Origin of the sequence: Thalassolituus sp. UBA3500, assembly GCF_002377545.1 — a bacterium.
Taxonomy (GTDB): domain Bacteria; phylum Pseudomonadota; class Gammaproteobacteria; order Pseudomonadales; family Oceanobacteraceae; genus Thalassolituus.
The window spans coordinates 29,538-50,688 of sequence record NZ_DFQB01000021.1 but is presented as its reverse complement, the minus strand read 5'-3'; the positions used below and the strand labels follow the sequence as shown (position 1 = coordinate 50,688).

General features: G+C 51.5%; 21 protein-coding genes. 14 read left to right on the top strand and 7 right to left on the bottom strand.

The window, feature by feature from the left end; translation table 11 throughout:
• The 3 genes from B2R29_RS04670 to B2R29_RS04660 all read left to right on the top strand — a co-directional run bounded on the left by B2R29_RS04670 (position 1) and on the right by B2R29_RS04660 (position 2,040).
• On the top strand, positions 1 to 423 hold the full coding sequence (locus B2R29_RS04670) for a group I truncated hemoglobin (protein WP_301180003.1): 423 nt from the start codon (positions 1 to 3) through the stop codon (positions 421 to 423).
• 122 nt (positions 424 to 545) lie between these two features.
• Entirely contained in the window at positions 546 to 1,040 is a 495-nt protein-coding gene (tpx, locus tag B2R29_RS04665; RefSeq protein WP_301180002.1) for a thiol peroxidase, read from the top strand.
• Positions 1,041 to 1,161: 121 nt separating this feature from the next.
• Entirely contained in the window at positions 1,162 to 2,040 is an 879-nt protein-coding gene (locus tag B2R29_RS04660) for an alpha/beta hydrolase (protein WP_301180001.1), read from the top strand.
• 62 nt (positions 2,041 to 2,102) lie between these two features.
• Here B2R29_RS04660 and B2R29_RS04655 read toward each other — a convergent pair whose 3' ends face one another.
• Both B2R29_RS04655 and B2R29_RS04650 read right to left on the bottom strand, forming a co-directional pair.
• On the bottom strand, positions 2,103 to 3,881 hold the full coding sequence (locus B2R29_RS04655) for a sodium:solute symporter family protein (protein ID WP_301180000.1): 1,779 nt from the start codon (positions 3,879 to 3,881) through the stop codon (positions 2,103 to 2,105).
• Positions 3,882 to 3,893: 12 nt separating this feature from the next.
• On the bottom strand, positions 3,894 to 4,163 hold the full coding sequence (locus B2R29_RS04650; protein WP_068435164.1) for a DUF4212 domain-containing protein: 270 nt from the start codon (positions 4,161 to 4,163) through the stop codon (positions 3,894 to 3,896).
• A 162-nt stretch (positions 4,164 to 4,325) separates the two neighbouring features.
• Between B2R29_RS04650 and B2R29_RS04645 the strand changes: the two genes are divergently transcribed.
• A complete protein-coding gene (locus tag B2R29_RS04645; protein WP_068435166.1) occupies positions 4,326 to 4,967 on the top strand; it encodes a MarC family protein in 642 nt (213 codons plus the stop codon).
• Here B2R29_RS04645 and B2R29_RS04640 read toward each other — a convergent pair.
• Complete coding sequence (locus B2R29_RS04640) at positions 4,887 to 7,220, bottom strand: efflux RND transporter permease subunit (protein WP_301179999.1); 2,334 nt, start codon at positions 7,218 to 7,220, stop codon at positions 4,887 to 4,889. The genes B2R29_RS04645 and B2R29_RS04640 overlap by 81 nt on opposite strands.
• A 144-nt stretch (positions 7,221 to 7,364) precedes the next feature.
• Between B2R29_RS04640 and B2R29_RS04635 the strand changes: the two genes are divergently transcribed.
• Positions 7,365 to 8,726: a deoxyguanosinetriphosphate triphosphohydrolase gene (locus B2R29_RS04635; RefSeq protein ID WP_301179998.1), complete on the top strand. Its 1,362-nt coding sequence runs from the start codon at positions 7,365 to 7,367 to the stop codon at positions 8,724 to 8,726.
• Here B2R29_RS04635 and B2R29_RS04630 read toward each other — a convergent pair.
• On the bottom strand, positions 8,714 to 9,730 hold the full coding sequence (locus tag B2R29_RS04630) for an alpha/beta fold hydrolase (RefSeq protein WP_301179997.1): 1,017 nt from the start codon (positions 9,728 to 9,730) through the stop codon (positions 8,714 to 8,716). The two genes, B2R29_RS04635 and B2R29_RS04630, sit on opposite strands and share 13 nt — an antisense overlap.
• A gap of 181 nt (positions 9,731 to 9,911) precedes the next feature.
• Between B2R29_RS04630 and lepB the strand changes: the two genes are divergently transcribed.
• The 5 genes from lepB to B2R29_RS04605 all read left to right on the top strand — a co-directional run bounded on the left by lepB (position 9,912) and on the right by B2R29_RS04605 (position 14,749).
• Positions 9,912 to 10,742 (top strand): signal peptidase I, encoded by an 831-nt coding sequence (gene lepB / locus B2R29_RS04625; protein WP_301179996.1) that lies wholly within the window; start codon positions 9,912 to 9,914, stop codon positions 10,740 to 10,742.
• 274 nt (positions 10,743 to 11,016) lie between these two features.
• Positions 11,017 to 11,412, top strand: a complete 396-nt coding sequence (locus tag B2R29_RS04620) for a glutaredoxin family protein (RefSeq protein ID WP_299084393.1) — start codon at positions 11,017 to 11,019, stop codon at positions 11,410 to 11,412.
• 142 nt (positions 11,413 to 11,554) lie between these two features.
• A complete protein-coding gene (locus B2R29_RS04615) occupies positions 11,555 to 13,606 on the top strand; it encodes a M6 family metalloprotease domain-containing protein (RefSeq protein WP_301179995.1) in 2,052 nt (683 codons plus the stop codon).
• A gap of 29 nt (positions 13,607 to 13,635) precedes the next feature.
• The gene (rrtA, locus tag B2R29_RS04610; protein ID WP_301179994.1) at positions 13,636 to 14,232 is read left to right on the top strand and encodes a rhombosortase; all 597 of its coding nucleotides are present in this window, start codon (positions 13,636 to 13,638) and stop codon (positions 14,230 to 14,232) included.
• On the top strand, positions 14,204 to 14,749 hold the full coding sequence (locus B2R29_RS04605) for an NUDIX domain-containing protein (protein ID WP_301179993.1): 546 nt from the start codon (positions 14,204 to 14,206) through the stop codon (positions 14,747 to 14,749). The genes rrtA and B2R29_RS04605 overlap by 29 nt, the downstream gene beginning before the upstream one ends.
• A gap of 73 nt (positions 14,750 to 14,822) precedes the next feature.
• Here B2R29_RS04605 and B2R29_RS04600 read toward each other — a convergent pair whose 3' ends face one another.
• Both B2R29_RS04600 and B2R29_RS04595 read right to left on the bottom strand, forming a co-directional pair.
• The gene (locus B2R29_RS04600; protein ID WP_301179992.1) at positions 14,823 to 15,968 is read right to left on the bottom strand and encodes an AraC family transcriptional regulator; all 1,146 of its coding nucleotides are present in this window, start codon (positions 15,966 to 15,968) and stop codon (positions 14,823 to 14,825) included.
• A gap of 132 nt (positions 15,969 to 16,100) precedes the next feature.
• A complete protein-coding gene (locus B2R29_RS04595) occupies positions 16,101 to 16,799 on the bottom strand; it encodes a hypothetical protein (protein WP_301179991.1) in 699 nt (232 codons plus the stop codon).
• A gap of 253 nt (positions 16,800 to 17,052) precedes the next feature.
• Between B2R29_RS04595 and B2R29_RS04590 the strand changes: the two genes are divergently transcribed.
• Positions 17,053 to 17,472 (top strand): STAS/SEC14 domain-containing protein, encoded by a 420-nt coding sequence (locus B2R29_RS04590; protein ID WP_301179990.1) that lies wholly within the window; start codon positions 17,053 to 17,055, stop codon positions 17,470 to 17,472.
• A 53-nt stretch (positions 17,473 to 17,525) separates the two neighbouring features.
• Here the strand turns inward: B2R29_RS04590 and B2R29_RS04585 are convergent, their stop codons facing one another.
• On the bottom strand, positions 17,526 to 18,401 hold the full coding sequence (locus B2R29_RS04585; RefSeq protein WP_301179989.1) for a MaoC family dehydratase: 876 nt from the start codon (positions 18,399 to 18,401) through the stop codon (positions 17,526 to 17,528).
• Positions 18,402 to 18,579: 178 nt separating this feature from the next.
• Here B2R29_RS04585 and B2R29_RS04580 point away from each other — a divergent pair, with 178 nt between their 5' ends.
• The 3 genes from B2R29_RS04580 to B2R29_RS04570 form a co-directional block, all read left to right on the top strand.
• Entirely contained in the window at positions 18,580 to 19,599 is a 1,020-nt protein-coding gene (locus B2R29_RS04580; protein WP_301179988.1) for an AraC family transcriptional regulator, read from the top strand.
• 131 nt (positions 19,600 to 19,730) lie between these two features.
• Positions 19,731 to 20,840: a DUF5610 domain-containing protein gene (locus B2R29_RS04575; RefSeq protein ID WP_301179987.1), complete on the top strand. Its 1,110-nt coding sequence runs from the start codon at positions 19,731 to 19,733 to the stop codon at positions 20,838 to 20,840.
• Positions 20,841 to 20,943: 103 nt separating this feature from the next.
• A partial coding sequence (locus tag B2R29_RS04570; protein ID WP_301179986.1) for a glutaredoxin family protein occupies positions 20,944 to 21,151 on the top strand: 208 nt, incomplete at its 3' end.

The following is a 21,151-nucleotide window of genomic DNA, read 5'->3' as shown; positions in this document are numbered from 1 at the left end:
ATGATTAGAAAATTGACCTACGTCGCTACCTTGTTTGCAGGCTTGACCTGTTTCAGCGCCGCCCATGCCGACGACTATTATCAGGAACTTGGTGGGAAAGAGGGGGTTGAGAAAATTGTTGATAATTTTATTAACGAAATCTCCTTTGATCAGGACATCGTGACGTTTTTCGAAGGGACTGACATCACTCGTCTTCGTGAGAAGCTCATTGAGCAATTCTGCCATGAGAGCGGTGGGCCGTGTGAATATACCGGTGATTCCATGAAGGATGTGCACGCGGGTATGAAGATTACTAAGGCTCAGTTCAATCGTGTGGTAGAGCTGCTTCAGGCTGCCATGGATGACGCCGGGACGCCTCAGACAGCTCAGAACCGGCTGATACGCTCTCTGGCGCCTATGCGCCCAGACATCATACATCGCTGATGCTGTTCCCGATGGTGAAAGGACTGTTTTGTCGCCATCGGGATTTTCTTTGTTAAGAATGATTGAAAGACCTATCGAGCCATAGCATAGTAATCGTCCATTTCATCGATGTGAGACGACTCATGGCAACTGTTACTCTACAAGGCAATCCATTTTCAACGGCTGGTGAACTCCCACCTGTAGGCACGAAAGCGCCTGGCTTTACCCTTGCTGCAGCAGATCTCGGTGATCTGTCTCTCGATAGCCTGTCGGGTAAGCGGGTTGTTCTGAATATCTTCCCATCTGTTGATACTCCGACCTGTGCGACTTCCGTACGTAAGTTTAATGAAAAAGCAGCGTCTCTGGATAACGTTGTTGTTGTCTGTATTTCCGCTGACCTGCCTTTCGCAATGGCAAGATTCTGTGGTGCTGAAGGCATAGACAATGTGATGGTGGGGTCGACTTTCCGTTCCAGCTTTGGCGACAACTACGGTGTAACCTTCGTTGAAGGGCCGCTGACTGGCCTGTTGTCCCGTGCCGTTGTGGTGGTTGATACCGACGGTTCAGTACTGCACATTGAGCAGGTGGGTGAAACCGCTGATGAGCCGGACTACGACGCGGCACTGTCTGTACTCTGAGGCTCAGCTACACCAAAGCCGGTAGCGTATGAACACCGGCTTTTTTGTCCTTTTCTTTTGTACGCCTTTACTGTGAGATTAAATCTCAGTTTCAGCTTTCTATTTCTCAGGTTCATACATCATGAAAAAACTGATCTGGCTCCCTATTGCTTCGATCTTAAGTGCGTGCAGTCCACTGGGACTTGTGAACGGTATCTCGAATGTTTACAACGCTGAGTTGCGTAAAGATATAGCGTACGGAGAGCACGAGCGTCATAAGCTTGATCTGTACCTTCCTGAGCGTGACGGTGCTCTTTCGCAAGAGGAAACGACTCCCGTTCTGTTGTTTTTTTATGGAGGTAGCTGGAACAGCGGTTCGCGCAGTGACTACCGTTTCGTAGGGCGTCGCCTAGCCAGTGCAGGGTACATTGTTGCTGTCGCCGATTATCGTCTTTACCCAGAAGTCCGCTATCCAGAGTTTCTTTATGACAGTGCTGGTGCCGTACGTAAAGTATCAGAGATTATCCGCTCTGATGAGCTTAAACAGTACCAACCGGATTCGAAGATGACGTTAATCGGGCACAGTGCCGGCGCTTATAATGCCGCCATGATGGCGCTCGATCAGACCTGGCTCCGTCGTGAAAACCTCGACCGCGAAGATGTGTTAAATGGTTGGGTAGGCATCGCTGGGCCTTATGATCTTTATCCGATTAAAATCGAAGAGGTGAAGCCCGTGTTTTTTCACCCTGATTACCCCGCGGAATCCAATCCTATCGAATTTGCGGCAGAGGCGGTTATTCCCGCTTTGCTGCTGGTTCCGGAGGAAGATGATCTTGTCGATCCCCAAAGAAACAGTGTTGCAATGGCAAACAAGCTCCAAGACGCTGGTAAGGAGGTGGACCTTCAGCAACTGCAGGGTACTTCCCATGTGACCATTATCGGCACTATGTCACCCCTGTTGTTTTTCAAAGAAAGCAGCGTTGAACCTGTAGTTCAATTTGTTGAAAAGCTTCGCAAGTAGCAAATTGCAGACATCAAAAAACCCGGCAATGCCGGGTTTTTTGTTCAGTATCACCGATTTAATCAGTGATCCTGAGCGTCTCCCGCACCTTTCGGTACGCGAATGTCTTCAACCATCTGGCGGATATCGTCAGGCACAGGTGCCGTCATGTTCGATACCACAAAGGCCACGATAAAGTTGAGTAAGGCACCCAATGCACCGAACGCTTCAGGCGCAATACCAAGGAACCAGTTATCCGGAGTATTCGCCAGCAGCTCAGTGCCAGGGATAAACAGGAAGCCTTTGTAGCTGAAGATGTAGAGCAGTGTACTCAGCAGACCTGTCAGCATACCGGCAATCGCGCCTGCTTTGTTCACCTTCGTTGAGAATATACCCATCATCAGTACCGGGAAGATCGATGACGCTGCCAGACCAAAGGCCAGAGCCACGACTTGAGCTGCAAACCCTGGAGGGTTAAGGCCAAGGTAGCCCGCCACCAGAATCGCACCTGCCATCGCAATACGTGCTGATAAAAGCTCGTTCCTCTCGCTGATACCGGTCATAAAGGTACGCTTCAGCAGGTCATGAGAGATGGCTGTTGAGATGGCCAGCAGCAGACCCGCAGCGGTAGACAGTGCAGCAGCAAGGCCACCGGCAGCCACCAGAGCGATAACCCAGTTAGGCAGTTTTGCAATTTCAGGGTTGGCCAGTACCATGATGTCACGGTCGACTTTCACCATCTCATTACCTTTCCAGCCGTACTCAGCTTCGGCTTTTGCAGCGAACTCAGCATTGCCATCGTTGTAGTACTGAATACGACCGTCACCGTTCTTATCTTCGAACTGCAGCAGGCCAGTATTTTCCCAGTTCTTGAACCAGTCAGGACGTTCTTCATACACCAGGTTGCCTTGTGGGTCACCGACTTCACCATGTTGAATAGTGTTGGTCAGGTTCAGACGAGCCATAGAACCTACCGCAGGCGCAGTGGTATACAGGATCGCAATGAACAGCAGAGCCCAGCCAGCAGAGGTACGTGCGTCGCTCACTTTAGGTACAGTGAAGAAACGAATGATGACGTGTGGCAGACCGGCTGTACCCAGCATCAGAGACAGCGTATACATCATCATATTGAAGGTACCACCTTTCTGAGCCGTGTATTCCGCAAAACCCAGGTCAACCAGCGTCTGGTCGAGTTTCAGCAGCAGCGGTGTACCGTCAGCCGTGTCACCGATCAGGCCCAGCTGAGGCAGAGGGTTACCGGTCAGGTTCAGTGAGATAAAGACCGCAGGGACGGTGTAAGCGAAAATCAGTACACAGTATTGCGCGATCTGTGTATAGGTAACACCTTTCATACCACCGAGTACGGCGTAGAAGAATACGATTGCCATACCTGAATACAGGCCGGTCGCGTAGTCCACGTCGAGGAAGCGGGAGAAGGCCACACCGATACCTTTCATTTGACCAATTACGTAGGTCAGCGAAGCGACGATCAGACAGATCACTGCCACGATACGGGCGGTGCTTGAATAGAAACGGTCACCGATAAAGTCAGGCACAGTGAACTTACCGAACTTACGCAGGTAAGGTGCAAGGCAGAGTGCCAACAGCACATAACCACCGGTCCAGCCCATCAGAAAGATAGAGGCGTCGTAGCCTTTAAAGGCAATCAGACCCGCCATGGAGATAAATGACGCGGCTGACATCCAGTCCGCGGCCGTTGCCATACCGTTGGCGACCGGGTGAATACCGCGGCCAGCCGCATAGTACTCACCTGTCGTTCCGGCGCGAGCCCAGATAGCGATACCGATGTAGAGTGAGAACGTCAGTCCCACTACGATATAGGTTAAGGTTTGCAGATCCATATCAGGCTCCTCTTATTCGTCATCATCAACGCCGAACTCACGGTCGAGTTCGCGCATTTTTTTGGCGTAGAAAAACACAATGCCAAGGAACACATAGATGGACCCCTGTTGTGCGAACCAGAAGCCAAGGCCAACGCCACCGACTGGAATTGCGTCCAGCACAGGGCGTAACAGAATGCCGAATCCGTATGAAACGACTGCCCAGATCACCAGCAGTACGAACATCAGATTCAGGTTTTTACGCCAATAGGCCTTTTTGTCTTCATCAGATCGGAAAGCCATAACCCACTCCTCGTTTTTATTGGTACTTCACCAAACTAGCCTTGAGGGATGTCGCAGAACAGCTAGACCTTGGTATTAACGCCCGGATTACGGGCATTCACTGGAGTCGACTTTGGGGGAGTGCTAGAGTCAAAGTTGAACAGGATAAAACAAGGTTGAGTTGTGCTAGAAATCGCTGCAATCACACTGGCCACGCTGTTTGCGACGGTCAGTCCGATTGATATTTCCGCTATTTTTGCGGCGTTAACATCTGAATATTCGGATCAGAAACGTAAGAAAACGGCGATCCGGTCTGTTGTGGTTGCGACTATAGTCTTACTCATTTTCGCCATCCTGGGTGAGGCCTTGTTGTCCGTTCTGGGAATTTCGATGGCCTCATTACGTACTGCCGGTGGCATTATTTTGCTGTTGATTGGCATCGAAATGGTGTTTGCGAGGACTTCGGGGGCCAGCAGTACAACCGAACTTGAGGACGAAGAAACACAGGAGCGTCAGGATGTTTCTGTGTTCCCCATGGCATTGCCTCTGATTGCCGGGCCCGGAAGTATGGGGGCCGTTATGCTGATGATGGCCCACGCCAGCGATATTTATCAGCAAGCCACCGTGGTTGTGTGCATTCTGGCCATTATGATTCTGACGTTGATCTGTCTGTTTGCTGCAACTCCGATTACCCGCTTGCTGGGGGTAACCGGAATGCATGTGATTATGCGGGTAATGGGGGTATTACTGTGCGCTCTGGCCGTTCAGTTTATCTTTGACGGCATCATCGAGAGTGGATTGCTGGCGCCGGTCCACCAGGAGTAGCAGTGGCGGCAACAGCAGAAAGTCGATAATCAATGCAACGGCAATGGTGAGGGCCAAGAGCAGGCCCATCGCCCGGCTCGGGTTGAAATGCGAGAATTCCATGACGGTAAAACCACCGACAAGAATCGCTGATGTGATCAGCAGGGCGATGCCGACGGTGTGGAAGGCGTAACGTATGGCGTCTTCGACATTTCTGCCGAGCACAACACGTGCGTGATTGTATTTACTGAGAAAGTGTACCGTATCATCGACCACGATTCCGAGTGACAGGCAGGCGACCACCGAGGTTGCCGTATCGACGTGACCGACAATAATCCCCCACAGTCCATAAGCCATTAAAGCGGGAAACACATTCGGGACCATACTGATGAGGCCAAGGCGCAGGGAGCGTAAAGCGCCAATCATAAGCAGTGAAATAATGACCAGGGCCAGTGCAGTTCCTTCAAGCATCGAAGACACATTGCGGTGGGTCAGGTTGGCAAAAACCACATCGAGGCCTGTCGTTTCCGTAATATTTAATAGAGGTGCGTTTTCTTGTGCCCAGAGAACGGCGGCTTGTTCCATGTCGCGGATCGTTGCTGAGTCAGTTCGCTCCAGTGTAGCGCTTAAGCGGGTCGCGCTACGGTCACTGGTCATGGTTGTTTCCAGTCCCAGCCCCATCGGCAATGACAGCTCGTATAGCAATAGATACTGTGCTGCTGCCTCTGATGATTCGGGTATCTGATACCAGGCATCGTCGTTCTGGTGCAGGTTTTTATTCAGGCGCTTTATGGTGTCACTTAATGAACTGACATGGACGACGCCGGGTTGTTTCTCCAGCCACTGATCAAACGCATCCAGTTGATGTAAAAAATCGACCTGATTAATACCGTCGCTTTGGCGAGAGTCGGCGACAAAATAAAGTGCGTGAAGGCCTTTTAATGATGTGTCGATATTATCGACGGTGCGTCTGACCTCGAAGGACTCGTCAAAAAATTCGTGCCAGCGCTCAGTAATAATATTGCGATTGGCCATGGTGGCGCAGCCGGCGACAATAGCCAGCATTACGATGAAGAGAAGTTTGTGATGTCGTATGACGCCATCTGCAAATGTATCCATCCAGCGGTGTTGCCCCTTTGCTTTAAAGCGGTCGGGTGCAGGCAGAATTGTTAGTGCGGTAGGTAAGAAGGTGATCGTCAGCGCCCAGGCCACCATAACTCCAACAGCAATCATGTTGCCCATATCACGATATGGCGGTGAGTCGCTTGTATTAAGTGCCAGTACGCCAATCATCGTGGTAATGCTGGTTATAAAAACCGGGGCAAAGTTAATGCGTAAACTGTTGAGCAGTGCCTCGCGTTTTTCCTCTCCCTCGCGTAGGTGAAAATAATACGACACCAGAATATGGATGGTATCGGCAACAGCGATGGTCATCACTGCAGTAGGCACAAAGCCAGTTGGCGGGGTGAGGGTGTAACCTGCCCAGCCAAACAGCCCCATGGTAATCAATACCGACATTCCTATCAGAGCCGTGACCAGAATTACCCCTGAAAGTGTGCGGAGCATGACCAGCATAATGACCAGCATGACGGCAAAAGAAATAACCAGAAGCGAACTTATATCCTGAGCAATAGCTTCGCCCATGGTGACATTCGATGTCGCCGACCCGCCCAGTTCTATCAGAAAGTCCGGGTAGTCCGGGCGAATAGATTCGAGAAGCACTCTTGCTGCATCGACAGCCTCAAGGGATGCTTGCGATGATTGCCCATCGGGTAAATACAGAGTGAGGTTTATGCCGGTAACTTCGCCGTCTTCGCTGATCGTTTTTAACACCAGATCAGAATGCTCGATGGCTTTTTTCTGCAACTCGGTTAAATCGTCGGGGAGTTCGTCGATGCGATAGAAGTTGTCGATAATCAGTTCGTCGCCATCGACATCGGTATTCTGAAAATTTTGCAGAGAATCGACGCGTTGCACGTGAGGCAGTGTCCATGCTTCTTCTGTCAGGCGTTCAACCAGTCTCAGACCTTCTTCAGAAAACAGGGTCTGATCGACGGAGGACACCAGAAAATACAGGTTGTCTTGTCGGGAGAAGCGTTTTTCCATGGCTTCGAAAGCGCGTAATTCCGGGTTCTTTTCACTGAAATAGGCGCGGAAGTCGCTGGTAAAGGACAACTCTTTCACGCCACTGCCTGTCGCCAGAAGCACCAGGAGTACAGAAAACAGAGTGATCAAAGGGTTGCGAAGTATCAGCTCAAAATAACGATTCAGCATGGTGCCTGCTTAAAGAAGAAAAGATCTGACCCTGAGCATAACGCTGATCAGTGTGTGATCAAGGTGATTAAGAGACATATGCCTGCACGCAAGCGTTGAGTGACGTTATACTCCTGAGCACAATTAATTTCAGTGAAGTTATTTATGGAATCTCAGGAAAAATCGCAATCAAACCAGAGAATGAGCTGGGAGCGTCTGTTTTCACCGATTCGCTTTGGTGAGCATCAGGGCAGTCTTGCGCTAGAAAGTGGTCGGACGCCATTCCATAAAGACTATGATCGCATTATCTTTTCCTCAGCATTCCGCCGCCTCGACAGAAAGACTCAGGTACACCCACTGAGTGAAAACGATCATGTACATACCCGCCTGACCCACAGCCTTGAAGTCGGTTGTGTCGGTCGCTCCCTCGGGATTCGCGTCGGTCAGATGCTGGGAAAGCAATTGCCCGGACACGTTGACGCCAGTGATGTTGGCGCAATGGTTCAGGCCGCCTGCCTCGCGCATGACATCGGTAACCCTCCGTACGGTCATACCGGCGAAGATGCCATCCGTCATTTTTTCGTAGACCCTCGAAACGCACATTTTCTGGATGGCCTCAGCATTGATGAAGCGGCTGACCTGCAGACTTATGAAGGCAACGCTCAGGGCTTTCGTATCGTCACTCAGGTTGAATATCACAGGTTTGAGGGGGGAATGCGCCTGACTTACGGGACGCTCGGCGCCTTCCTCAAGTATCCATGGACGGTCGACTACGTTGTGCGTGGCGAAGAAAAGAAGTTTGGCTGCTTCAATACGGAGTTGCCGGTACTGAAAGAGGTCGCTTCCAGTCTGGGATTGTTGCCGACTGGTAAGAATGCCTGGTGTCGTCACCCGTTAGTGTATCTGCTCGAAGCAGCCGACGACATCTGCTACGGCCTGATTGACCTTGAGGACGGTATTGAGCTGGGTTTGCTGCGTTACGAAGAAGTTGAGAATCTTATTCAGCCACTGTTGAGTGAGCAGTGGGAGGTGATTCTGGATGACCTCGAAAAAGCAGATAACCCTCGTCGCCGCCTGCAAATGCTGCGAGGGCAGGCGATGGAGGCGATGGTCAATGCCGTGGCCAGTGCCTTTATCCGTCAACAGGATTCTCTGCTCAGTGGTACTCTTCAGGGCAGCATCATTGACTATTGTCCGGAGGAAGTGCGCAACCTCGTTAATGGTGCCAAGCAGATGGCGCGGGAGAGAATTTTCAACGACAGCCGTAAGTTAGCGATCGAAGTCGGATCGTATGCCACCTTGTCGGTGCTGTTGGAGAATTTTCTGGGCGCCGTGCGCGAGAATGTCCAGACAGGTAAGGCGACTTTTCGTAATCGTCGCATTATCGAATTGATGGGACGCTCGGCGCCAGGTGCAGACTGGACCTTATATGACGCCTACATGCGTGCACTCGACTACATCTCCGGAATGACTGATAACTACGCCGCCGAGATGGCACGCCAGTTTAGTGGCTATCAGCCGGACTGATCGGGACTGTCCAGTGGCTCGAGCCAATCCATCGGGTCACTGCTGTCTTCGTTCGCGGCCGTTTTGGTCGGAACTTCGGCACGCTTTTTCTTTTTCAGCTTTTGTTGCCATTCAGTGTCGGCGCGGTTTACGTGCTTGATCAGCAAACGGCTAAGTCTCGGCACCAGTGATTCCGGAAAATCGTGTCCCATGCCTGTGACGACCCGTAATTTTGCTTTGGGGATCAATGAGGCGGTCTCGATGCCCATAGTGACCGGAATCAGCGGATCTTCGGCGCCATGAATGACCAGGGTACGTGCTTTGATTTTTTGCAATAAACGCCGGCGGTCACCCGCATGAGTGATTGCGACAAGCTGGCGCTTGAAGCCGAGAGGACTTGAGGTGCGTTCCCAGCTGGTTTCTGCCAGACGTTGTATCTCTGCCTCTGACATCGGATAGCCAGGGCTGCCGATGACTTCACTCATTCGGGCAATGTAGCGGAAGTGTTCGTCGCGGTTGCGTTGCACCGGGCGGCGGGCAAGTTTAAGCATGACCTGGAGCTGACTGACGGGTACTTTAGGCGCCGAAGCAGAAGACATGATTGAGGTCAGGCTGCGGACCCGTTTGCGCTTCTTTGCTGCCAGAATCTGCGCAATCATGCCGCCCATTGAGGCGCCAACGAGATGAGCGCTGGGTAAACCAAGCGCATCCATCAGGGCGATGACATCACGGGACATGTCTTTGAGGGTATAAGGTACACGGGGTTTACGCTTAAGGCGGCGGCCCAGCCACACTCTGATCAGGCTTGGATTGCCATGCTCATCAAGCGAGGTTGACGCGCCCGTATCACGATTATCAAACCGGATGACACGAAACCCTGCATCAACAAGGCGCTGGCAAAGAGAGGTAGGCCAGACATGCATCTGAGCCCCCAGCCCCATGATCAGAATGACGGGAGGAGCATCTTCTGCTCCCATGGATTCGTAAGCCAGCTCTATACCATCGCGGGTACGTATTCGGGTCATCAGTGCGGTTACCTGGCGCTGGACTGCTCCAGGCCTTATTCGGGTGGCTATCAATAACACCGCCAGTTAGAATGCCAGACCTAACAGCGGACAGAAGTGCCAGCAAACCTGCATCCTCTGCAGTGTCATACTGGCTTTTCCCTAGTCTAGCGTAAGCCTGCAGCAGGAATATGACACTTTTATGGAACTTGATTTACCCCTGATTCTTATGGTGGCCACGGGCCTGACGGGTCTCATTGTATTGGTCGACCGACTTTTTCTTCGCCGCAAACGTCAGGAGCGCATCGAAGCACTCGAGCAGAGCGGTGCGCCTCAGGAAAATATCCTGGAAGCGACAAAAGAGCCTTTCCTGATTGATCAGTCCAGGCAGTTCTTTCCTGTACTTGCACTGGTGTTTGTTCTGCGCTCGTTTGCTTTTGAGCCTTTCCAGATTCCCTCTGGTTCAATGGAACCTGGTCTTCAGGTCGGTGATTTTATTCTGGTCAGTAAATTCAGCTATGGTCTGCGTGTGCCGGGCAACGGATCGACTATTATTCCAGTAGACCAGCCTCAGCGTGGTGATGTGATGGTGTTCTTCCCGCCGGAAGACTCTCGTTACTTTATTAAGCGTGTTATCGGTTTACCCGGTGATCATATCGTTTACAAAGATCTGCGCCTGACGATCAACGGGGAAGCGGTGCCAACCGAGGTGTTAGGCGGCAAGCCTGCCTACGCGCCGACTATGGTGTTGGGTGAAGAAACTATGGATAACGCCACTCCGGTTGTGAAATGGTTACCAGGGCGCGATCGTACTACCGGTCAGGCAGCGCTCTGGGGTGGCCCGGAGGGGGAGTGGACGGTTCCTGATGGTCATTACTTTATGATGGGTGACAACCGCGGAAATAGCGGAGACAGCCGCATGTGGGGCTTCGTGCCAGAGAAAAATATTGTCGGAAAGGCTGTGGCTGTCTGGATGCACTGGGAGTCCTGGACGAGCCTGCCGTCCTTTGACCGCGTAAAAGTGATTGAGTGATGACAAAAAAGAAACCATGCAAGTTCTGCCAGCGATCGCGCTGGCTTCTTGTGGTCACCATGTTGGCCATGATGCTGGGTGTGGTTTTAGTTAATCATTCGACCTTCGGCTGATAATTGACCGAAATCGCATAAAAATTTTCTTCAGGGGGTAGTAATCCTTACGCCCATGCATAGAATGCCCGCAGTCGGTAAGCAAAAAAGCTAATCGCCACAGGGTTGGCCAGCAGAGCCCTGTTTTTTCAGAATCAGACCATAGGTCCCATGACGCAGTTATGAATCTGACGAGACATATCAAAGGCAAAACTCTCGGTCTGGTAGACCGATTCCTTCCGGTTAAGCCGATTGAGCGACCAGCAGAAGAGCAGACTCTGCTGAATCGCGAATCCCGCCGAATGCATCTTTATTACTCGAGACAGTGTCCATCATCGATATCCGTGAAACGGTATGTTGAGCGAGCCGGCCTGCACCCAGTGACGAAAGAGGTTGAGCGTGCGGATGCTTACCGAAACGAACTGGTGAAAGGCGGCGGTGAAAGCCGTGTTCCCTGTCTGAGAATCTGCACCCGCAGTGGCGACCGCTGGATCTACAGCCCTGAAGCCATTATCAACTATCTTGAAAAACGTCTGGGAAAACTGGGCAGCTGCCAGTCACCCAAAGCACCTCTATAATAAGTGATCATTTGTTCAGATAACACAACGGACTAAGTGTTGTGGTCTGGTACTGCATTTGTGTGAAACTGTTACAAGCACCTGAAAAAGTGGCCTGACGCGTCTAGAGTTACAGCGAAGACGTTTTCACCGGGCCCACCAGATGATCCGACTCACAATTCTCTTCCTGCTGCTGACCGGGTGGCAGGTGGGGCATGCTCAGACCCCGCCAGCGCTGGAGTGGGCAGACCTTCATATGCTGAACGGCGACAGCCACAGGGTCATGTTGTTGGGCTCGCGTTCGGCACCGTATCTGATGCTCGAAGACGGCCGCTACCTGGTCGAGCAGCAGGGTATTTATTATCTGGCTCGTCTGCAGGATAAGCGCTATGCCACCAGTACCGGTGAAGAATTTGGCCGGTCAGCATCGTATGAAGAGTCTGAAGAAAAAGAGTCTCGTCAGGCGAGCAGTACCGTAAGCGCCCAGGCCAATCCGCCGGCTCGTACTCCGTACCGCTATCAGGGTGGCGCCTTTGAACAACCTCTGGTGGTCGTCCGTGTTGCTTTTTCTGATCAAGGGTTCGAGTACAGTGATGCTGAGATCTCCTCACGAATTTTTGGCGCTTCTGGGAGTGTCTCTTCCTATTTTTATGAGGGGTCAGGTCAACAATTCCGCATTGTGCCTGCCAGTGAGTCCGACGGCACCAGTGGCGATGGCATTATTCGCACAACGCTTAGCAGCGCGCATCCTGACTTCGGTTCCTCTTATGGTACACAGAGCCGTAACCTGGTGACATCCGCGCTTCAGGCATTGAATGGCAAGATTAACCTCAGTTCTTATGATCGCAATGGTGATTCCTGGCTCGATCCTTCTGAACTCGGGGTGATCGTTCTTGCAGCGGGTTTTGAGCAAGCGTACGCCAGCTCTGCTACAACTCATCCTCGTGTCTGGGCTCATAAGTCTTCTGTACCTGCGGTCAATACCGCTGGGGTCTGGATTTCTGAGTACACCATGTTTGGTGAGCAACACGAGCAACACATGGCGACCATCGGTCTGATGGCCCATGAGCTTGGTCATCTCCTGTTTGACTTGCCAGATCTCTACGAGAGTATCGGGCTGGGTGAATCGATCGGTCGCTGGGGATTGATGAGCTTCGGTATCTGGAACTCTGGCGGTGGCAAAGCAGGAGATAAGCCGGCGCACCTGATAGGTTGGTCACGAGAGTTTCTGGGGTTTACTGACAGTGTGTCGGATACGGGGGGGATTTTCCTCAATTCAGCCAGTGACGGTGGTGAAGTGCTGCGTATTGATCTTGATGAGTATCGTCATGGCAAGCGCCTGATGGTCGAGAACCGAACTCGTCAGGGCTTTGACAGTGGCTTGCCTTCACCAGGTTTGATGATTACAGAGATAGATGATTGGCGAGGGTTCGGGTCATTGTCCAGCCTGACTGCGCGACACTCCCAACGTCTGGTGACCGCCGAAACCACGCATACCGGCTCGAATATAGTGACCGACAGTAGCGGCATCATGATAGAAAGCGCCTCTTCTGTAACTCTGGCTGATGGCAGGGTGACTTTGACGGCCGTTGCATCCGGTGACCGCGCTCAGCTGAATGTGCAGTCGAGTATTAAACCCAAAGGCTTTGCCATTGGCTATGACGAGCTTCCCGCGAATGCAACCTGGGGAGCCTACGGTGGTGATGGTTACGCACTGGTTACTGTACCAGTCAGTAGTGATGTTCTGAGTATTGATGGCATTGATTTCTATGCTCACGGTTCGGGTACGGTGGAATTCGGCTTATATACCAGCGCCTCACGGTACTCGGGTGAAGGGCGTCTGGTTGAGAAGAAGAGCAGTGTTCAGGAGGGCTGGAACCGCCTGCTATTTGATGCCCCGCCAGAAATCCCCGTGGATACCATCTACCTTCAGATTATCAGCGAGCCTTCGGGTCAGCACGCTCCGTTTCTGGTCGACATTCAGGGGCCCCCGAGCGGGCAGACAAAAGTGAAAGAGAGACTGGACTACGCATTTGGTGATGCAAGCTTTGATCTGAGTGTGAAGCTTCTTGTCAGCAGCAGTGACCAACCGATTGAACGTGCGCCAGCGACTGCCAGCTCATCCTCTTCCTCGTCATCTGGCGGAGGAGGCTCTATGGGCTTGCTGTGTCTTGTACTTAGCCTCGGATTGCTGAGAAGACGACCGCTTAGGTGATACACTGCCTCTTTTTCAGAGGCATTGGTGTGCAACATTTCCTCGCATGGTCGGTATGGGTTGGTATTGGCCTTTTATCCGCTGTCGTTTTCGGTGCTGGTGAAGCGGCCACTGAGCTTTTGCGCTTTGACCGTACAGCCGTAGAGGGCGGCGATTGGTGGCGATTACTCACTGCCCACTTCGTTCACCTTTCTTCTGGTCACCTCCTGCTTAACCTGGCGGCGCTTGCTCTGGCAGCGTATGTTGCCTCGCCCGCAACACCCTTGCGCATGCAAATTCTGGCGTGGGGATGGCTCTGTTTCGCGACGGGGCTTGGCCTGTATCTGTTCGCCGATGATCTTTATTACTACGTCGGTCTCTCCGGTGCCCTTCATGGTGCGATGCTGATCGCGATTGCTCCATCCCCATACTATTCCCTGAAAGTCCGTATCACCGTTGTGCTTGTTATCGTCGTTAAGGTGCTCTGGGAGCAGTCGGGTTTTTACGACGACATGGCAAATGCAGAAATGGTCGGTGGCCGTACAGAGGCCAGATCGCATTTGTTGGGTGTCATTGCAGGCCTTATCTGGATAGCGCTATCACAGAGTTGGAAACACTATGAGCGAAGAAAATCCCTGGAAAACTAAGTCTGTTACAACGACTTATGAAAACCCCTGGATTAAGGTGGAGCATCATGACGTTCTGAATCCCGCTGGTAATCCGGGGATATACGGAACAGTGAGCTTTAAGAACAGAGCCGTAGGCGTTGTTCCTATCGCCGACAACGGCGACACCTGGCTGGTGGGGCAGTATCGTTTTCCGCTGCAGGAATATCACTGGGAGATTCCCATGGGCGGCGCACCCAAGGGGGAATCCCCCGAAGACTGCGCGCTCAGAGAGTTGCGTGAGGAAAGCGGGCTGATTGCAGAGTCGCTCATACCCATAGGGCGTGTACATCTGAGTAACTGCATAACCGATGAGGAGGGGCTGCTCTTTGTTGCGCAGGGTCTCACTGAAGGGCCAAGTGAGACTGAGGAGACAGAAGTGTTGACATTACGTCGCCTGCCGTTTGAAGAGGCGTTTCAGATGGCCCAGGATGGTCGCATTACCGATGTACTTTCGGTACTTGCACTGACGCGTATCCGGTTATGCGGCATCGCCTGATCACGATGGTGATCAGGCGATATAACACAAAGTCGATTGAGTAATTCTCAGGTCCGGTTTCAGTAAGGCAAGCTTAGTGAACCAGTGCGACCTTCTGGCGAAATCTCTGACGGAACTGGGCGGGTGACATATTCATTTCTTTGATGAATATCCGGTCCAGAGTTCTGCGTCCTGAAAGACCAATATTCAGAGCGATCTGTTCAATAGGATCTTCTGAGTCGGTCAGCATCTTCTTCGCCATTTCAAGACGAACCTGAGTGACGATCTGCTTCAGTGACGTATCTTCACGGTGCAGGTGTCGATTCAGGGTGCGAGCACTGATATGAAAATAGCCAGCCACTTCCTGCTGATTAGCATTCAGGCGGACTTTTTCCTGTAATAGGGCTTTGCGGATGCGATCTGCCAGAGAACCAGAGCGAGCCAGTTTACGATACTGCTCTTCGACTTCCCGCTTCATCATATTCAGGATATGCGGGTTGGTGTTGTGGAGGCCCTCATCCAACGCACCGGCAGACAGCAGAATGGCGCACTCTCCTGAATTGTAATTCAGCTTAGCGTTCCATAGCTGTGCCTGGGCCTGTTGATATTGAGTCGCAGGGTAAGGCAGGTTGATACCCAACAGGTTCAGGCGGTTACCGCAGAGTTGACGCATCCAGTTCAGTAAAACGCTGAGCATAAGCTCGGAGCGGTGACGCTGATCAGACATGTAGGAAGACTCGCCGACAGGCAGCTTCACTTTGATGGTGCCTTCGCGAGTTCGTGTCACGTTAATCTCGAGTAAGTCACTTAACAGCGGGGCAAATTTCTCCATGTAGTAGAGAGCTTCGCGCAGGGTGTTGCTGCAAAGAAACAGATTCTGTAACTGACAACTGCTCTGAGTATTGAACTTATGTGGGGGGTGAACGCACAGTGCTTCATTACCTGACTGACGAATCAGTTTTGCAATGACGTGATCTGCATCCTCTACCGGAATCCGGCAGTCATTATCTTTGAGCTGTTTAACGACGCGCTGTATATCAGCATCCTGCTCGGCCAGCTGATCAATCGACCGGATACCTGAGTTCTCGATCACCGGGCGGATTAACGCTGCTGAGACGTAACCTTTATCCATGTTCATACGCTGGTAACTATTATTGGGATTGTTGTTATTCAACGTCTGCTTAGCCGGACTTTCCTGGTCCCACAGCAGACAACCATTGCATGGTATACCGGGTGACAAAATTTGTCACCTGTTACCTCGAGTAGCACTTTGTTGGCTTAGAGGTATAAACCGGCCCATATGACACCAACAGAAACCCTTGGTTCCCTAAGGGTAATCGAATATCATAGACAAGTTACGCCAATCTATTGGTCAGAATTCGTACTGAAGGCCGAGGCTGTATAGAAAGAAGCTGGTGGGCTCAATATAAAAACTGTCGAGCGAGGTGGACTCAATCTCCGCGCGAACATTCAGACCTGCCCAGGGATTCCACAGAAGACCGGCACCAGTAATCAGTTCGACACCGGATGTCTCGTTTTTACCTGCGTCTTCCTTAACGCCATAAGTACCGTCGCCGTAGTAAGTAATACGGGTTTTCTCTACGTCGGCAATCCAGGCACTGGCTCCGCCCTTAATAAAGAAGTCGAGAGTTTCGGTGTACTCGAAGTTATAGCGCAGATTCACCAGGATACTACGTGCCTGATAACTTTCGGGGCCAGTGTAGATGGTTTCGCCTGGCACGCCGTTATCGTTACTGTTGCGATCTACATCGCCCTGACTTGCACCACTCAGAAGAGGCGCAATGGTTGGGTCGTCTTCAAACAGAATGGGTGACGGATCTTTGTAGGACATTTCACCAAAGTCCATCAGGCCGAATTCCAGAGACAGATTTTCAGTAATGTTGGGGCCGAAAACGATTTTGGCTGCGAAATCTGTTTCGTCGATGTCACTGGTCTGGATGTAAGACCCTGTCATCCCCAGAAATCCCCCATAGCTTTCTGATTCAGCAGCACTGGCTGTAACACCAGATATTGCCAGAGTGAGCGCTGTCAGTGTGGCAGAGATACGCATGATGTATATCCATTCTTGTTATTGTTGGGCCATCTTTCCACGGAAACTGATTCAGGTTTCAGTAGTCGGCAGTAGACCGCATAATAACAATGATGTGATTAACTTACAGTCCCCAGAGCGCATTATTTAACCTGTTTTGAAGATTGCCTTCCGAAGTTGATATTTAATAATGAGAAAGTGCATCTGGATGGTTTTCATTCTCGTTTTTTTGCGATAGGTTGTTATCAATTGTTTTTTTATAACTGATTGAAATATGACAGTTCGAGACACTGGCGCAGGGGCAGCGCCGGAAATAAGAGTTGAAAATGATATTGTGGTGCACGATCTGACGGGCATCAGTCACTTGAGTCGCGAATTAATGCGCACTCTCTACAAGCAGCGCGTGCACAGGGCCGGCATGTCACCCAAGATGGTCGCTATCATTGCTTCAGATGTTCTTACTGTTGATTTCGAAGTTCAGATATACGCATCAAACCCCCTGGTGCAAGCCTCTACCACGGCCGTTGCTGTGATCGGTGATTCGTTTATGCTGCAACACCTTACCTCAATGTTTCTGTCGTACCATGCGCCAGCTTATCCCGTCAGGCTTTTCAGTCATTACGACGATGCGATGCAGTGGTTGTCTGGTGGAAACCCTGTGAGTTCTGATGATGAGATTGTAGGGGATAGGTAAGTACCCGGCTGAGCCCGGGCACTTATCAGTAAGTAGCTGAACTGTCGTTCGGTTTACAAGGCTTTAATGTAACCTGCAAGGTGAACATCGTCGTTGCGGGTAGCTGCTACTTCGAAGTTAATTTCCTGATCTTTTTTGCCTGAGTGCAGCTCCACTTTGGCTGGCAGGAAAATCGGACGTTTAAACTCAACGTAGATTTCTGCGGCATCTGAGCCCAGCATCTTATGAACGCTCGCTGCAGCGCGACCTTTGGTCCACATACCGTGAGCAAGGTGACGTTTGAAGCCGAACGCTTTCGCTGCGATAACACCCCAGTGAATAGGGTTCGGGTCACCGGCAACGGGACCATACTTCAGGCCGAGGTTTGACGGCAGTGTCCAGGTTTCGCTTTCAGTGTACTCAGGGTTCTCTGGAAGAACCTGCTCGACTTCTTTCTTCTCGACGCCTTTGCTTGGCAGCAGTGCCAGATACGTGCTGAGACCCTCCCAGACAAGCTCCATACCCACACGAATTTCGGTGCGAAGGCTGACCTCCAGACCTTTATGTGTGCGGTTTGAACCAGCAAAGAAAGCACGTACGTCAAGCGCTTCGCCCAATTTGATACCGCGGTGCTGGGTAATCTTATTGGTGACGTGAACCATCCCCATGATCCCCAGTGGGAAGGTACGGTGCAGCATCAGCTCCATGTGCAACTTGAACGCAGCGACGTGCGGATAGGTAATCGGCAGCAGCTCGCTCTTAGTGTCGAAGCCACAGATACTGGAGTAATCTTTGACGTTTTTTTTGCTTGGGACGTGGCCGTAAATGACCGCATCCATATTTGGCAACTCAGGGTTGCGGATGTTGGTGTTGCGTGAAAACGCAGAGCGCACAGTGTGATTTGCAACGCTCGGAAGCTTTTTTAACTCAATACGGGTAGCGTGATACATAAATAAAGTCCTGAAAAAACTCTTTTTTGACACATATCAAGCCAGATAGTAGGCCGGCCAGAGCGGATCACCATTGGCGCAATCACGCGGGTTCTGCGTCAGATCGGTCAATAAGGCTTGCAGACGGCCGAGTATCTGGCAAAATCGCACTCTCTTCTTTTTGGAATATCAAACACTTATGTCTGGCGGAATGGCTGAATTGCGTGACTCCGGCATCATGATCCAACTTGCGCATCATGCGATGCTGAAGATGGGGATTAATGCTGATGAGGTCTGGCAGAGACTTGGGGTCACACCTGAGGTCCTGCAGGATCGCAATCTTCGTACCCCCCACGACGCTCAGATTATCTTCTGGAGTGTTATGGAAGAGGTCTCTGGTGATCCTGATATTGGTATTCACCTCGGCGAAAATATGCCTGTCTACAAAGGGCAGGTGTTGCAGTATCTCTTCTTGTCGAGTCCAACCTTTGGCGAAGGGCTGAAGCGGGCATTGAGTTACCAACGTCTGTTGAGCGATGCCTCTCAGGCGAGTATTGAGATAGACAGTCATCAGGCATCGGTGAAAGTAGAGTCGGCGAGCGACAAAGTAACCGGTCTGCGTCACTTGAACGAATGCATGGTGTTAGGTCTGGTACGCTTTTTTGAGTACGTGACGGATGAGCAATTCCGCCCGGCGGCGATTGAATTCACACATCCAGAACCCGAGAACTGCTCAGAGCATCATCGCATCTTTGATTGCGATGTTCGTTTCGGCTGCAGTGAAAATCGTATTCGCTTTGATGACAGTCTACTGGATCTGCCGTCATTGCACGCTGAACCAGAGTTGTTACAACTTCACGAGAAGCTTGCCAGCGAGCATGTTGCCAAGCTTGAACGCCAGGATGTTGTTTCCAGGGTGTACAAAGTCTTTGGTGAAGTACTGGAAACAGGCCAGGTCAATCTTGATGACGTGGCAGGGCGTCTGGATATGAAACCGCGCACACTGAGAACCCGTCTGACCGAGGCGGGTACCAACTTTAATCAATTGCTCGCTGACTATCGATGCAATCTGGCCAAGCGACTGCTGTCCGGTACTGATGAGAGTATTGATGAGATCGTCTACCTTACGGGATTCTCTGAGCCCAGTACCTTTTATCGGGCGTTTAAGCGCTGGACGAATCAGACACCGGTTGAGTATCGCAACAGCCGTCGAAGCTGATTGATCCGCGCCATGCGGGACAGCCCACGCCAATTTAGTGTAAATATTTGCTGAACGGGCTATTTTCGCTTAAGAAAACAGCTTCCCGACCGATATAGAAGTCACACTCATCGGTCACTGCGGAGCTTGCTATGAACATTCCGTCTTTTTCATCATTCTCCAGCGCAGGTTTTCAGAACTACGGCAAAAGCCTGGGCAACCTGCAGCGATCCTCTCAGGAATCGGCTCAGTCGCAAAATACTTCAAACCGTCCGGCGCAGGGGGGCAAGTCTGAGCAAGCCGCTAACACCACGTCAGCTCAGCCTGTTTCCACTCAAAGCCCTGAAGTTACAGCTACCAATATTCTTCGTCATGTCTATCAAAGTGTTGAAGGCCTGCGGGCAGCGGGCGCGTCGGAAGAGCGGATCGCTGAGCGTCTCGAAGCGGCGCGAGAAGGCATTGAGAAAGGTTATGGAGAGGCTCGCTCTATTCTTGAGGATCTCGGGCGGCTTGATGAAGCCCTCGCAACAGATATCGATAAGGGCGAAGCTTTGATTGCAGAAGGACTGAAGCAGATTGAGGCCGGTGAGAAGCCCGATTTACTGACGCCTCAGATTCCAGAGCGCGATGACTCATCTGACAGGGCGCAAAGCTCTGCGCCTGCGGGGTTCACGCTGGCAGGTACGAGAACATCACAAAGCCTTTCACTTGAAGTTGTCACCCGCGATGGAGATAAAGTCACCGTGAATTTCCGTCAGAAAGAGGGTGGGATCAGCCTGACCACGCCAGGGATGAGTCTGACGGCCAGTGCGTTTTCCAGCCGTTTTGATATGCAGGTAGAGGGGAATCTCGATGAAGGAGAGCTTAATGCACTGCAAACTCTGTTTGACGATGTTGGCAAACTGAGCGAAACATTTTATGGCGGAGACCTTGGTGCGGCGCTCGAAGAGGCAATGCAGCTTGGTTTTGACGGTAATGAACTGGCTTCTATGAGCCTCGAATTGCGCCAGAGAAGCTTCTCAAGCGTTTCCCGTGCATACGGTGAGTCAGGCCCATCGCTGCCGACACCGCGCCTCGAATCTCAGCAGAATATGATTTCTGACTACGTTAAAAGCTATACCGAAGCATTGGATCGCGCTAAGCCACTTGCCGAACCACGGGACACATTGCAGAAAATGCTGGATGCACTCGTGCCAGACGATTCAAGAATGGACGCATTGCGCCAATTTAATGCAGGTCTCGGCAAGCTGCTCGATCGCTGATCTTCTGAACGTCTCTTAACAGCATGCTCCTACGTCGCCAGATAGGATTACACCTCTGGCGGCGTTATACTTTTATTCCTGTTATAACTTCGGTAAACCAACCTTGAGCTACGTTCTTCTGGGGACTTCTGAGTGCCATCTTTGTGACCAGGCTTCGGCAATTGTGACTGAAGGCGCAGAGGGCCTTGCGGTCACCGTATACATTGAAGATATTACCGACATTGAGGGTGGCGTTGACCGGTATGGTCTACGGATACCTGTCCTCCGCAACGAAATAACAGGCGAAGAACTCAACTGGCCGTTTACGGCGG